The sequence below is a fragment of the Syntrophomonas sp. DTU019 genome, assembly GCA_913757435.1.
Classification (GTDB): domain Bacteria; phylum Bacillota; class Syntrophomonadia; order Syntrophomonadales; family Syntrophomonadaceae; genus DTU019.
This window is the reverse complement of sequence record CAJYDM010000001.1, coordinates 361,221-374,118: the sequence shown is the minus strand read 5'-3', so window position 1 is coordinate 374,118 and position 12,898 is coordinate 361,221. Positions and strand designations below refer to the sequence as shown.

The 12,898-nt window shown below is 43.7% G+C and carries 15 protein-coding genes; 8 read left to right on the top strand and 7 right to left on the bottom strand.

Annotated features, from left to right (window positions below; translation table 11 throughout):
- Positions 1-20 precede the first annotated feature (20 nt).
- Together AC15IQ_RS01895 and AC15IQ_RS01890 are read right to left on the bottom strand one after the other, a co-directional pair.
- Entirely contained in the window at positions 21-1,001 is a 981-nt protein-coding gene (locus AC15IQ_RS01895) for a stalk domain-containing protein (protein ID WP_483176947.1), read from the bottom strand.
- 127 nt (positions 1,002-1,128) lie between these two features.
- A complete protein-coding gene (locus tag AC15IQ_RS01890) occupies positions 1,129-1,656 on the bottom strand; it encodes a hypothetical protein (RefSeq protein WP_483176945.1) in 528 nt (175 codons plus the stop codon).
- 349 nt (positions 1,657-2,005) lie between these two features.
- On the opposite strand from AC15IQ_RS01890, the gene AC15IQ_RS01885 reads away from it, so the two are divergent.
- Positions 2,006-3,226 carry a transposase gene (locus AC15IQ_RS01885; protein ID WP_483176944.1) on the top strand — a complete coding sequence of 407 codons (1,221 nt, stop codon included), beginning with the start codon at positions 2,006-2,008 and terminating at the stop codon, positions 3,224-3,226.
- Positions 3,227-3,856: 630 nt separating this feature from the next.
- Here the strand turns inward: AC15IQ_RS01885 and AC15IQ_RS01880 are convergent.
- Positions 3,857-4,075 (bottom strand): DUF5316 domain-containing protein, encoded by a 219-nt coding sequence (locus AC15IQ_RS01880; RefSeq protein ID WP_483177732.1) that lies wholly within the window; start codon positions 4,073-4,075, stop codon positions 3,857-3,859.
- A 396-nt stretch (positions 4,076-4,471) separates the two neighbouring features.
- Here AC15IQ_RS01880 and AC15IQ_RS01875 point away from each other — a divergent pair, with 396 nt between their 5' ends.
- From AC15IQ_RS01875 to AC15IQ_RS01865, 3 genes are read left to right on the top strand one after another with little or no spacing between them, the layout of a single operon-like run.
- Positions 4,472-4,978 carry a DUF6431 domain-containing protein gene (locus tag AC15IQ_RS01875; RefSeq protein ID WP_483176943.1) on the top strand — a complete coding sequence of 169 codons (507 nt, stop codon included), beginning with the start codon at positions 4,472-4,474 and terminating at the stop codon, positions 4,976-4,978.
- 49 nt (positions 4,979-5,027) lie between these two features.
- On the top strand, positions 5,028-6,383 hold the full coding sequence (locus AC15IQ_RS01870; RefSeq protein ID WP_483176942.1) for a DDE-type integrase/transposase/recombinase: 1,356 nt from the start codon (positions 5,028-5,030) through the stop codon (positions 6,381-6,383).
- A complete protein-coding gene (locus AC15IQ_RS01865) occupies positions 6,376-7,176 on the top strand; it encodes an ExeA family protein (protein WP_483176941.1) in 801 nt (266 codons plus the stop codon). The genes AC15IQ_RS01870 and AC15IQ_RS01865 overlap by 8 nt, the downstream gene beginning before the upstream one ends.
- A 45-nt stretch (positions 7,177-7,221) precedes the next feature.
- Here the strand turns inward: AC15IQ_RS01865 and AC15IQ_RS01860 are convergent, their stop codons facing one another.
- Complete coding sequence (locus tag AC15IQ_RS01860) at positions 7,222-7,671, bottom strand: hypothetical protein (protein WP_483177730.1); 450 nt, start codon at positions 7,669-7,671, stop codon at positions 7,222-7,224.
- A gap of 95 nt (positions 7,672-7,766) precedes the next feature.
- Here AC15IQ_RS01860 and AC15IQ_RS01855 point away from each other — a divergent pair, with 95 nt between their 5' ends.
- Both AC15IQ_RS01855 and AC15IQ_RS01850 read left to right on the top strand, forming a co-directional pair.
- Positions 7,767-8,048: a transposase gene (locus AC15IQ_RS01855; RefSeq protein ID WP_483176940.1), complete on the top strand. Its 282-nt coding sequence runs from the start codon at positions 7,767-7,769 to the stop codon at positions 8,046-8,048.
- Positions 8,006-8,935, top strand: coding sequence for an IS3 family transposase (locus AC15IQ_RS01850; protein ID WP_483177729.1), 930 nt, complete (start codon positions 8,006-8,008; stop codon positions 8,933-8,935). The genes AC15IQ_RS01855 and AC15IQ_RS01850 overlap by 43 nt, the downstream gene beginning before the upstream one ends.
- Here AC15IQ_RS01850 and AC15IQ_RS01845 read toward each other — a convergent pair.
- Positions 8,932-9,297 carry a phage integrase N-terminal SAM-like domain-containing protein gene (locus tag AC15IQ_RS01845; RefSeq protein WP_483177728.1) on the bottom strand — a complete coding sequence of 122 codons (366 nt, stop codon included), beginning with the start codon at positions 9,295-9,297 and terminating at the stop codon, positions 8,932-8,934. The two genes, AC15IQ_RS01850 and AC15IQ_RS01845, sit on opposite strands and share 4 nt — an antisense overlap.
- 165 nt (positions 9,298-9,462) lie before the next feature.
- Here AC15IQ_RS01845 and AC15IQ_RS01840 point away from each other — a divergent pair.
- Positions 9,463-10,612, top strand: a protein-coding gene (locus tag AC15IQ_RS01840) for an IS3 family transposase (RefSeq protein ID WP_483176939.1) whose coding sequence is annotated in 2 segments (ribosomal slippage) — positions 9,463-9,741 and positions 9,743-10,612 — 1,149 coding nt in all. Because the reading frame shifts where the segments join, the coding sequence is not laid out codon by codon here.
- Positions 10,613-10,733: 121 nt separating this feature from the next.
- Positions 10,734-10,925, top strand: coding sequence for a hypothetical protein (locus tag AC15IQ_RS01835; RefSeq protein WP_483176938.1), 192 nt, complete (start codon positions 10,734-10,736; stop codon positions 10,923-10,925).
- A gap of 228 nt (positions 10,926-11,153) precedes the next feature.
- Here AC15IQ_RS01835 and murJ read toward each other — a convergent pair whose 3' ends face one another.
- Entirely contained in the window at positions 11,154-12,695 is a 1,542-nt protein-coding gene (gene murJ, locus AC15IQ_RS01830; protein ID WP_483176937.1) for a murein biosynthesis integral membrane protein MurJ, read from the bottom strand.
- The gene (locus AC15IQ_RS01825) at positions 12,692-12,898 is read right to left on the bottom strand and encodes a hypothetical protein (protein WP_483176935.1); all 207 of its coding nucleotides are present in this window, start codon (positions 12,896-12,898) and stop codon (positions 12,692-12,694) included. Before AC15IQ_RS01825 ends, murJ begins: the two co-directional genes overlap by 4 nt.

The window sequence follows — 12,898 nt, the reverse complement described above, 5'->3', positions numbered from 1 at the left end:
TCTCCCTTTTATTTTACCGTTTACACCGGTCCAACCATCTGCAGGTTGCTCTCCCCATGATTAGTTAAATAGTATGCAGTCAGAGGATACGAAACTACGGCTGCCTCAGCTTGACCCGCTTCTACAGCAGCCCAAACTTCCTCTAATGACTCATAAACCACGGGCTGTGTAGTGGGGTGTTTTTGCGCTAACGAACTGACGATTTCCTGACCAGTAGTTCCAAGCTGGAACGCAATTTTTTTTCCGGCCAAATCCTCAAGTGTTATGTCACTTGGCCTGCCTTTAGTACTCAGGATGATATCGCCGTAATCAAAATATGGCATAGTAAAATCCATTATCTTCTGACGTGGCTCGATTATCGTCAGCCCCGAAATGATTAAATCAACCTGTCCAGACAGCAAAGATGGGATAAGTCTGTCAAAGCTAATGTCTTTGACGATAATATTTTCTCCTGACACTTCCTCAATAGCCTTAATTAAATCAATATCAAAACCACGCAGCTCACTATCCTCTTTGAATTCAAATGGAGGAAAATCGAGTGAACTTCCTGCAACCAGTGCTAATTTACCCAGACTCACTACCTGAGTTTCGCTATCCCAGGATATTGGTACCTGTAGTGCATCCGCCAGAACTCTAACTGCAACCATAGCCCGATTTTCAACAATAACAGGAGCAACATCCAGCTGAACGTCTTTCCCATTAACCGCAGCATGGCGTTCCCCGATAAACATGGTCATTTGATATTCTCCCTGAGCAACCACTACTGCCTGTTTCTCCTCATTCCAGCTTACGTCAGCCCCCAGAGCATTAGCAATTTCCCGAACAGGAACCATAACCCGGTTGCTATTAATAAATGGAGCGGGATCAGTTTCAATGATACTTCCCTCTAATTGCAGTCCTACCTCCTGATAGGCATTAGCTACAGGCATGCAAATAAAAAGCGTGAGTAAACCGATAAAAACTATAACTGCTGGGGTAATAACAAATCTTTTGTTGAACATATGTATGTCCTCCCTTTATTTTTTGTTGATCCACTAAACGCCGCATGGTTTCTTTTCTTGACCAATTAGTTGAGTTCCGCAAATTCCATGCAATGCATCCGGAAACTAATTCACACGCCATTACGTACTAAGCTTTTTTATCCTGGGCATGATGAAATGCCAACCGTACAAACAACTGCCCGCCTTGGAGTAAATACCAACCAAAGACAAAATATAATAATGTTGAGACAAGTTTTGTATAGATGAATTGGAACTGTACTGAATTGTTTATTACCGGGCTGGAGGCTTTTATGTATATTGCATAGGACAATATCTGTACCGCATCAGGTAAAGCTGTGACCAGTAAGACCACACCCGTTATTTTCATGGCCAAGCTGAAAATATTCTGGGATGAATCCATTTTTTCTTCTTCTTCTGGGTAAAGCTTTTCTGTTAACGATTTTGTGCCAAAAACTAGGAATACTCCTGCTGCAAGGGTAACTAGAGGGATTAAAATACTTACCACCATTATGCCCATGGGCATCATTCCCTGATTGGAAGGGAGATTTCCCCAGGTTGCTATGGTATGACAAATGCCAGTAATAATTGTTACCACCCCAACGATCTGCAATCCTATTCGTAATAAAACCCTCGAAGATATTTCCACTATAATCAACCCCTTTAATCTATCAACAATTCAATCCCCATTTTAATGGATAACGCGAAGTTCCGCTTAATCGCTGTTTTCTTTATAAAAACTTGTAATTAATATATACCCAAAAATAAATTGCATAACTGAAATAAAAGTAGATAAATAAATTTTCCAACAATTAACCTTATTAAGAATATAAGAAAACGGGATTACTCTGAAATAAAATAAATTAGTACATGAGGATTTTGCATATTAATTAGCCCAGATATATTGGGATTTTTTGAGGACAATAAAAGGACTTCACCCCCGTATTTGCCGAATTTATAAGGTGACAAAACCAAAACCCAAACAAACACGAAAGGGGAAGTCACCTATGAATATTCGGCAAGGATACGTATTTTCCTTTGAGGATGCAATAAATTTGCAGCCCCGGTCAAGATTAGAGATAGTTCTAGCCACCCTCGATTTTGATGACGTTATTACGGTTCTTGACAAAGAGAACAAACAACATAGAGGGCCAACTGGTTACCCGTTTGAGAGCAAGCTCAATGCATTAATTGCAATGCGTGTTTACAATATGGCTACATTTACTGAATTAGTGGAACGTCTTACCCATGATCCAGTACTCAGGTATAACTGTGGCTTTGATGTTTTTGGTAAAGTGCCCAGCATTGCTACCTTTAGCCGTTTCTATGAGCGATTGACTCAGTCAGAAGTACTTCGTGAACTGTTTAAGAAACAAGTAACAACGGCTGAATCCATGGGTTTGATTGATACCAGTTCCATTGCCATAGATGCTTCTAAAGTAGATGCCAATGAGAAGTCAGTTCCACGTAAAAATATTAAAGACGATGGTCAATCAGCTAACTGGGGCAGCAAGCTAGATACCAATGGTAACCAGATAACCTGGTTTGGTTACAAGCTGCATATTGCTACTGACGTTAAATCTGAATTACCCGTAGCATTGAGCATAACCCCAGCCAGTACCAACGATGGAATAATGGCCGAAAGCATCCTTGAAGAATGCAGTAACAACTTAAACAGTAAACCCCAGTATTATCTCATGGATGCCGGTTATGATCAAAAGTCAATATACGAACTAATCCGCAAGGATTACAAGGCACAGGCAATAATACCACTAAATCACCGAGGAGCAAAGGAGCCCCCAGAAGGTCTGGATTGGGATGCAACCCCCATATGTTCAGCGGGATACCGCATGGCTTATTGGGGCGGCAGCAATGGGGTTAACAAATTCCGATGCCCTCATGTTATGGGCAAATGTGACTGTCCTTTTGGTTCCTCCTGGTGCTCAGATAGCAATTATGGGATGGTTGTTAAAACCAGAGCTAGACAAGATTCCAGGTTATTCACAGTGCCTCATCGAGGCACTTCAAACTGGAAGCTGCTATACAACAAGAGAACCAGCGTAGAGCGATGTTTTGGGCGCTTAAAGGAGCATCTGGGACTTGAAACCGGACTTAATGTACGAGGTATTAAAAAGGTTAAAACCCATGCATACCTGAGTGTTATTACCATGATTGCTTCGGTTGTTGCGGTAAACAAAGCCAAATCATCTGAAGATATAGCTGCATAAAGTAAGCAGATATTAAGGTTTTTAAAGGAAAGGGGTCAATCTGTTCATTTTAAGATAAATCCAGTAACCTTGTTGATACTAAAGGCATAATTAACCAAAATTCAACTGGTTTTTATGCTCTAATACCATATTGTAGTTTCAAAGAACGTGATTTTTGCTATTATGCAAAAGTCTCACATTAGTGATTGTGGTAAAATAAGTTATAGTTATTTAAATAAGTTAACTCCGGAGGTTATTGGAATGAATACTTCTATTGTCCAGCCTGTGGGTAGCCCCCCTGACTTCCCAAATTACTTTGTTTTCTTTTGGTCACTACTAAACATATTGATACCGATTGCTATTGTGGTACTAATATTTTGGTATCTTCAGAAGCAAAACGGCTACAGAACGCAGTTACTTAATAAGTTGGATAGCTTAATACTATTACTTCAACCAAAAAACACTGACGATAAATAAGTTATTAAAAAGCTACGTATCATTAACAATCTGTGCGTACTTAATATTAACTAATTAGTATTTCATAACTTATATCCGGGCTTCGTGTTATTAGCCTAATATGCTGTTTGCTTGAACTGGGCAATGCCTCACAGCTGGATAATGGGTAGCTCGTCCAAAACCTTTTAAAGCTAATTATGAGCAGGAGAACAATATCATAGCCCCCAATATATTGGGTATAGCCATGAGTAACAAAGACGATGTCCACTGGTTTCTACGTTGACGTTCCTGATTGTCTTCATGCCCATAGTTCGCTCTAATCCTATCTCCACTTCCGAGACTGCCTGAAAAAACAACAGCCAACGCTAGGAGCACCAAAGCTGCTCCACTAGCTAAATTAATAATTAACTGCACATCATCAGCAATTAGCCCGACTATACTGATTACGCAAAAGATTCCTGTTCCAATCCCCAATCGTTTCAAGACTTGTCTTTCCCCTTTCAAAGATCAATTAACTATAAAGCCCTCGTGAAACAAAGTATTTGGAGCAATGTCAGAGAACTCCTAGACTATGGCTTTCGGCGACAAATGATCTTATTTATAGTTAATAAATGTTAAAGCCAACCTAACCCGTCCAAAAGCTGACGGAGTTGCCTGACCAAAAATAGCTGGATATAATGACCATATTATACAGAAAGGAAAGACGCCTCTGTATAAATGTGCTAATGCGACCAACAGAAGCACCAGAGACGTCCACACCAAGTATGGTTATTGTATCAAAATATGAGCTGATAGAGAACCCTTCCAAGGGTGTTTTCTGTTAGGAGCTTGGAGCAGATTCCTTGTCCCTGCTGCAGCGGGGGATTAAAGGTGATAGGCAGCCGCAAAAGAAGCTGTATCAATACCCATGGAAACAAGATAGTTTTGAGTATTCGTAGACTGAGATGTGTTGACTGCAAAAGGATTCATCATGAACTTCCGGATATATTAGTTCCTTACAAACACCATGTGCGGGAGAGTATAGAAACTACAATTACCGAGGAAAGACAGATGAGTGTAATTGCAGATGAGTCTACCCTTAAGCGGTGGCAGAACTGGTTTTTTGAAAGAGCTGACTACTTCCAGAGTTGCCTGACATCAATAATCCTAAGGTATGATCTAAAGGAATCTGTGGGAGGTTTATCCAGCCTTCCCCCGTCCAAGCTCCACAGGATCTGGCAGCATGTAGGAGATGCACCCGGTTGGCTGGCCAGAGTTGTCAAACCCATAGCCAATTTAAATTTATGGTCACATACCCGTTCAGCGTTTTGTCCATAAAAGTGTAAAGGTAAACTCAATGTTAAAGCTTAAAAAGGAGGCTTGAGCATTGAGAAATGACAAGAAGGCAGAAGAGATAGCGGCCCAGCGGGTGCATATGCTGGCCCCACTCCTTGCTGAAGGCCTGGATGCCGGACAGGCTAAGGTAATCAAAACCCGGATATGTGAACAGACCGGGATATCCGAGCGCACCTTACGCAGGTATCTAGACCTGTACAGGAAAGAAGGATTTAACGGACTAAAGCCCAAAGGCAGAGGCAAACGGTGTAGCGAAGAAGCAGTTCCCATTAACGTCCTGGAGCAGGCCATATTGCTGCGCCGCCAAGTACCCAGTCGCAGCATATCCCAAATCATTCAGATCATGGAGTGGGAGGGCTTAGTTCAGCCAGGACAGATCAAGCGTAGCACCCTGCAGGAAAAGTTAGCCCAGAGAGGTTACAGTAGTCGGCAAATGCGCATGTATACCGGTACCGGTGTAGCTGCCAGACGTTATCAGCAGAAATACCGTAACCAGCTCTGGCATTCTGACATAAAATACGGGCCCTACCTGCCCATCGGCAAGGAAGGTAAAAAGAAGCAAGTCTACCTGGTTACATTTGTGGATGACGCTACTCGCTTCATTCTGCATGGTGAGTTCTACCCGGTATTAGACCAAATAATTGTTGAAGACTGTTTCAAGAAAGCCATCCTAAAATACGGCGTTCCGGAAAAAGTATACTTTGATAACGGCGGTCAGTACCGCAACAAATGGATGAATCGAGCCTGTGCCAAGATGGGAATCAGGCTACTGTTTGCAAAACCCTATTCCCCCGAAGCCACTGGCAAAGTTGAACGTTTTAACCGGGTGGTTGACTCATTTTTAGCAGAGGCCAGATTAGAGGAACCACAAACCTTAGACAGATTAAATCAGTTGTTCACAGTCTGGCTGGAGGAATGCTACCAGCACAAGCCTCATTCCGGAATAGAGGGTGAGCTTAGTCCGGCAGTGGCATACCAGAGTGACCGTAAGACCTTGAAATACCTTGATCCGGAAATACTAGCCAGTGCATTTATGCACTGTGAGGAAAGAAAGGTAGATAAATCAGGCTGTATCAGCTTTGAAAGCAGAAAATACGAAGTAGGTCTGACTTTTATCGGCTGCAAAGTCGATGTCATCTTCGATCCGGCAGATATTAGTGAACTTACCATCGAATATGAAGGACACCAGCCCTTTAAAGCCCGGCAACTGGTGATTGGAGAACGGGCGGGTAAGAGACCGCCCTTACCCGAATTCATGCAGAAAGAACCCACTGATTCATCAAGGCTGCTCCAAGCAGCAGCTATTAAGCACCAGGAGCGCAAAGACAACTATACCCCCGCCGTTTCCTATCGTTCAGTAAGCAAGGAGGGCGAAGGGCATGTTTGAAAGTTTCTATGGTCTCCAAAAGACACCTTTTTCCAGGGATATACCCACTGATCAGTTGTATCAGTCACACCTGCTGGAAGAAACCCTGGGGAGGCTTGAGTACACCGCCCAGCGGCAGATGTTTGCAGTATTAACCGGAGACTGTGGAACCGGTAAGACCACTACCATAAGGTGCTTTAAAGAAATCCTGGACACATCTCGGTATATGGTGATGTACTTGGCTGATTCCAAGTTAACACCTCGGCATTTCTACAAAGGCCTATTAGAGCAATTGGGCTGTGAGGCTAAATTCTACCGGGGAGACGCTAAACGGCAACTACATAAAGAGATCGAACTGATGCAGGGTATCCACCACCTGCAGCCCGTGGTTATCGTGGATGAAGCCCATCTATTGGACAAAGAGATGTTGGAAGAAGTCAGGTTCCTGTTGAATTTCAAAATGGACGCCAAAAGCCCGATGGCTTTGATTCTGGTAGGCCAGAATGAACTCTGGGATAGGCTTAAGCTTCAGTCCTATTCGGCCATCAGGCAACGCATCGACATACAATGCAAGCTGCCTCACCTGGATCGCTCTCAGGTTGGCGAATATGTAAAAAGACACCTGGCTTATGCCGGTGCCGAACATGATATTTTCTCTGATAACGCTGTTGATGAGATATTCAAGTTTTCAAGTGGAGCAGCGCGAATGGTTAACAAGGTCTGCACTCATTGTCTGCTTTATGGAGCTCAGAACAAACGTAACATTATTGATGATCATATGGTTAAGCTAGTTGTTCAGGGAGAATTGAGTTAGTTCTCCCTGCCCCTTAAGGGGCTGCCCAAACGGTCAGCACATCCGTCAACTTTTGGCCAAATTACACCGTCTATCACCGGACATTATGGGGTGGCAGTAACAAATAAACTCTATAACAGGATTAATCTCGCTGGAAGTGACAAACGCAAGCCAGTCTGACGATATATCGGGTAATATTTGCGGTTCATTTCCTGTCATCAGAGTCTCCATTCCTGTACTCAAATCATACATAAAAATATCTGAGTTGGGGGCTTTTCCGTTTTCAAATACATCAGTCGAAGATGACCCTCTTCTTTCATCCATCCAGACCAGATAATGGTCAAATATTCGGGGATTTCTCTGCGAATATTTATCTCTGGTAATCCATTTCTTTTCCTTTTTGTTTAAATCGTACAGAACAATATCGGCATCCAGTGAGCCATTATTTCGGTCCTCCCAAACGATATTGTCACCGTATATCGCCGGGCTGGATTCCTGTAAACTGCCACCGGAGATTAACGTTTCCTGATTTGCCTTAAGGTCATACGGGTGGGTGATATAATTTCGGACAGTTTGATAAGATACAGTTAACAGAAAAGGAGCTTATCAAAATGTCAACAAAACGCAGGAAATACGATGAAGAATTCAAGAAACGGGCAGTACGTATGAGCTATACCAGCGAGCGAACCGTCACTGAAGTAGCTGATAGTCTAGGCATTACTAAGAATATGATATATCGCTGGCGTCAGAAATACACACCAGCCGGTGACAAAACACAAATAGCCCAGCAACAAGACGAAATGAGCGAATTACGCAGCCGGATAGCGGAGCTTGAGGAGGAAAATTACATATTAAAAAAAGCCACGGCCTTCTTCGCAAAAAATCAAAAGTAAGCACGACTGAATATTATCAGTTTATTGAGAATCAGAATAAATACGCCAAAGTGAAGTGGGCCAGAATTATAGGCGTTTCAACCTCTGGTTATTATACTTGGGTGCAGGAACGAGAAAGCCGCCAACAGAAGAAAGATTCTCTAACCCAGAAGGTCATTTCGATCTTCGAGTCCGGGAAGGGGACCTATGGAGTTGAGCGTATATGCGGCATCCTTCGCCGCGATGGACAAACTGCATCATATCAGGTAGTAAAACAAATCACGGAGGAAAAAAGACTTAAATCCTGTCACTGCAGGCGCAGGCAGCGATCGTTGACCGATAGCCGGAAGGCACGTAGCGATGTGTATAAAAACTTGACTATCGGTCTGGAAATTAACAAACCTTTTCAGGTTATTTCAAGTGATATCAGCTACATACGTACTGGCGAGGGTTTCGACTATCTGTGCCAGATTCGGGACGTCAAAACCAATACGGTACTAGCTTCATGCCAGTCAGAAACCATGAAAGCAGAGCTGGTTCAGCGTACACTAAAAGCAGTTCAGGATTACTGGCATTTACCTGCTGGAACCATATTTCATAGTGATCGTGGTAGTCAATACACGGCCGATAAAACAATGGCTCAGGTGGCTGGTTACGGATGGCAGCAAAGTTTCTCCCGAGTAGGCAAACCAGGAGACAACGCCTGGAGCGAAAGTTTCTTCTCGATCTTGAAAAAAGAAATTATTCATTGGCGTTTTTACCCGACCAGGGAACAGGCCCGCCAGGCCGTCTTTGAATACATTAAGGTGTTTTATAACCGACAGCGGGTCCAGAAGCGACTGGGGTACCTCAGTCCAATTGAATACCTGAAATCATTGCAAAACCGGGATCTACAAAGTGTTGCTTAGATAATTGTCCGAAAAAGTGTTGACCTTTCCTCCGTCAGAAACTCCATCTGCCGCTTCACGGTCTTTCGGAACGGCACCATCAGGCTCCTGTTGAGCAGTCCGCTGTACTCAGGCAATTGGAAGATCATGTACTTGACGAAACTATGCAGAGCTGCGAGTCGGCTGTTGACAGTCTTGGGGCTGTTACCCCGTTCCTTGTCCAGGTAAGATAAGAACCCCAAAATGTGATCCACGTCAAATTGGGCGATAGACATTTCGGATGGGGTTACGCCACAACACGTTTCATTATATCTGAAATAAATGCGAAACGTGTCCCTATAGGATTTGATTGTTTCCGGCGACACATTCCGCTGAGCCATCAACCATTGCAAGAAGTATTTTTGAATCAACGTCTGGATATCATTGTTTTTCCTGACTTTTGCAAAATAGAGGAAGAAGCCTGTTTGGCGAGGGCTTGTTTGAAGCGGTAACTATAATGCTCCCATAGGGTGAGACAACAAATCTCAAATCTAAGTTATACTATCATCATGAAAGCAAGAAACAACTACACGCCAGAATTCAAAGCCAAGGTTGTCTTGGAGATTCTCTCAGAGGCAGAGACAGTCAATCAAATCGCCGCCAAGTACGAGATCAGTCCGGTGGTTATCTCCCGCTGGAAGAAAGAGTTCCTCGAACGAGCTTCTGAGTTATTTAAGAAAGGGCCTTCTGAAGCCGAAAAAGAACTCGAACAAAGCAAAGGGCATATCGCTGAACTTGAGCGTAAAGTAGGCCAGCTTACCTATGAGGTAGACTGGTTGAAAAAAAAATCTACACAAATCCTCGGACCTGACTGGAAGAAAAAAATGCGTTGATTTCAGTGATTCAGCCCTTACCATCAGCCGACAGGCCGAACTTTTGGGCATTAACCGCAGCAGTATTTATCGTGATCCTCCAAAAGAGAAGGCCATTTCTGACATCGACTTGCTCATCATGCGCAGAATCGATGAAATACACACTGCTCACCCCACCTGGGGCTATAGAACAATCACGAAGATAATCCGGCGCGACGATGAAATCTTAGTTAACCGCAAGAAGATCCGCAGAATGATGAGGGTCATGGGCATTTACACCATATATCCCAAGCCTAATCTTAGTAAACGCTATCATGCTCAATATATCCGCCCCTATCTTCTTAGAAATCTTAGTATTGTGCGTCCGGATCAGGTCTGGGGGGTTGATATCACCTATATCCGAATGCAAAAAGGGTTCATGTATTTATTTATCATAATTGATTGGCACAGCAGATACATCGTTGATTTCGAACTCTCAAACACCCTAGAAAAGTCATTTGTCATGGAATGCTTAAAGCGCGCACTGAGCAAGCATAAACCCGAGATAATCAATAGCGACCAAGGAAGCCATTTTACTAACTCTGACTACATCAAACTTATGGAAGCAGCCGAGGTCAAAATATCAATGGATGGCAAAGGCCAGGCTTTAGACAATGTCAGAACCGAACGATTCTTTAGAACTCTAAAATACGATCTGATCTACATAAATGAATTTGAGAGTCCCAGAGAGCTAAGAAAAGCGATTAACAGCTATATTCACGAGTACAATACATACCGGCCTCATTCCTCAATCGGAGACTTGTGCCCGGCTCAGGTTTATCATGGCCAGTTTGCCCAAGCTGCCTGATTATATCAAAACAAGAAAGGAGATTAACTTAGAAATCCATTTTCCGTGTCTTGACAATGGGGGGCATTACATTTATCCGACAAGTAGCGCTGGAAGAGATTTAAAAGATTTTAATACTACTTTGATATACTCAGAAAACTATTTTTCTCCAACTGCAAATTCCGCGCTGCTAGCCGCCTTGGACAGTGCCGGTCTGGTGGTCAGCAATGTGAGCGAAAACACCATGGCGCAGGTGGTGGCAGGAGCCTTTGGTTCCATTATGGTCTATATCGTTGTGGAGGTATTCGTTGATGCCACGACCGCAAGGGCATAGGTCACTGAGGTAATAGAATAGACGTGACAACGCGGGAGGCGTATTGTGGCTGATACATGAAATGGTGCAGGGTAAGAAAAAGCATGCCACCAAAAAGGTGTCTGCTATGCCATAGCGGCTCGGGTTGGGGCTGTGTTTGCTACTACCATATTATACCATGAGACTAAACTGTTTTTTATTCCATGCTTCCTAACTGATTGCCGGGTATCACCTGGTTTATTTTTGGCTTTAGGAATGATATTTCATTTTGATCTTGTCGCAGAGCCAATCAAACTCTTTGATTCGTAGTACTCTAACAATACTGAAATACACCCCTGCACCGACACAAGCACAGCAGCCCAAGACTATCAGATCGGCGATCATTCCTGCGGAAAGGCGTGAAGATAGAAAATTATAAAAGCAAAGAACCAAAATGCCCATTATACCGGTAGCCAGGGTCATTTTAGCTCCACTTAGCAATAATTCCTGTCCGCCCAGACGACCAATTTTCTTGCGCAGATACCATAACAACAATATACAGCTTGCTGTGGTGGATATCGAACTCGCCAAAGCCAGGCCTCCATGAGCCATGTATCTGACCAGGATCAGATTCAAAACAATGTTCAGCCCGACTGAAAATATTCCGATAATCATGGGAGTCATCGTGTCCTGCAGAGAGTAAAAAGTCCGCAGCAGGATTTGGCCTAAAGAAAGGGCCGGCAGCCCCAAACCATAGAACAATAATGCCGTAACGGTCAGAGCAGTTGCCTCCGTATTGAATGCCCCCCGTTCAAAAGCTAAGCGCACAATAGGTTCCCTAAGAAGGATCATCCCCACCGTGAAAGGAAGGATGACTAGCAGTAGTCCGGTGAGAGACCGCTTGATCAAATTGATGAGACCCTTGTAGTCCTGCCGGGCAACTGCTTCGGCAAATTCCGGATACATGGCATTGGCGGCCGCTACCGCTATGATCCCGAATACCAGGGTATTTAACTTGTGAGCAAAATGCAATGCCGAGATACTGCCTTCCACCAGACCGGAAGCTAACAGGCGATCTACCACCAAATTCAGCTGACTCGCTCCGGAGCCGATGATCACCGGAATGATAAGAAGCCCCATTTTTCGAAAACCGGGGTGTGAAAAATCCATTTGCAGCTTAAACTTGAACCCGGCCTTGCGCAGATCGGGTACTTGAAACAGCCATTGACCTACAACACCTATCAGCGTTCCTGCTGCCAAACCTTTAATTCCCCATATACCCCCCAGGGCAAACACCGAGGCAATGATAATCAGATTATTGGGGATGCCAATAATAGATGGGTATAAGAACCGCTTCTGGCTTTGCAGAATCCCCACACTTAAACCGGCCAGGCCCATAAACAACATAGCGGGAAACATGATCCGGCTTAAAGCTGCCGTTAATTGAAATGCATCACCGCTAAACCCGGGAGCCAGCAACCCGACAATATGTTCAGCCAGGAATTCCCCGGCTACGATAAGCAGTGCCAAGGATATCACCATTACCGCCGTAACCGTGTTCAGGAAGCTTAATACCGACTTCAGTCCTTCTTTATGTTTGTACTCGGTAACTAAAGGTATGACCGTAGTGGTTAAGGCATTGTTGATCACAGAAAACAACACCTGGGGAATTATAAGTGCCACCAGATAGGCGTCTACCAGGTAAGAAGCACCAAAAAAAGCTGCTATGGCCATTTCGCGAATGAAGCCCAAGATTTTGCTTAAGGTGGTGCCAGCAGATATGAGGATGGTATTCTTTATGGCCTTGCTCATTTTATATTTCCGTTATTCCCAGGCATATTAACTCCCAGTTGGCCTTGTCTTAAAACCCCAGAGCCAATGTTGTCAATGACCCCTAAAACCTGAATATGTCCGTATTCAAACCACATATCAATACGCCCACTATACTCAATATCGGTAATCTGTATTTCATAGCGGCCCGGAATTTTCAACATACCTTTTATAGCACTGCACAT

Coding starts and splice junctions, on each gene's coding strand:
- AC15IQ_RS01855 (WP_483176940.1), top strand. CDS start 7,767: ATGTCAACAAAACGCAGGAAATACGATGAAGAATTCAAGAAACGGGCA.
- AC15IQ_RS01895 (WP_483176947.1), bottom strand. CDS start 1,001: ATGTTCAACAAAAGATTTGTTATTACCCCAGCAGTTATAGTTTTTATC.
- AC15IQ_RS01825 (WP_483176935.1), bottom strand. CDS start 12,898: ATGTGCAGTGCTATAAAAGGTATGTTGAAAATTCCGGGCCGCTATGAA.
- murJ (WP_483176937.1), bottom strand. CDS start 12,695: ATGAGCAAGGCCATAAAGAATACCATCCTCATATCTGCTGGCACCACC.
- AC15IQ_RS01885 (WP_483176944.1), top strand. CDS start 2,006: ATGAATATTCGGCAAGGATACGTATTTTCCTTTGAGGATGCAATAAAT.
- AC15IQ_RS01865 (WP_483176941.1), top strand. CDS start 6,376: ATGTTTGAAAGTTTCTATGGTCTCCAAAAGACACCTTTTTCCAGGGAT.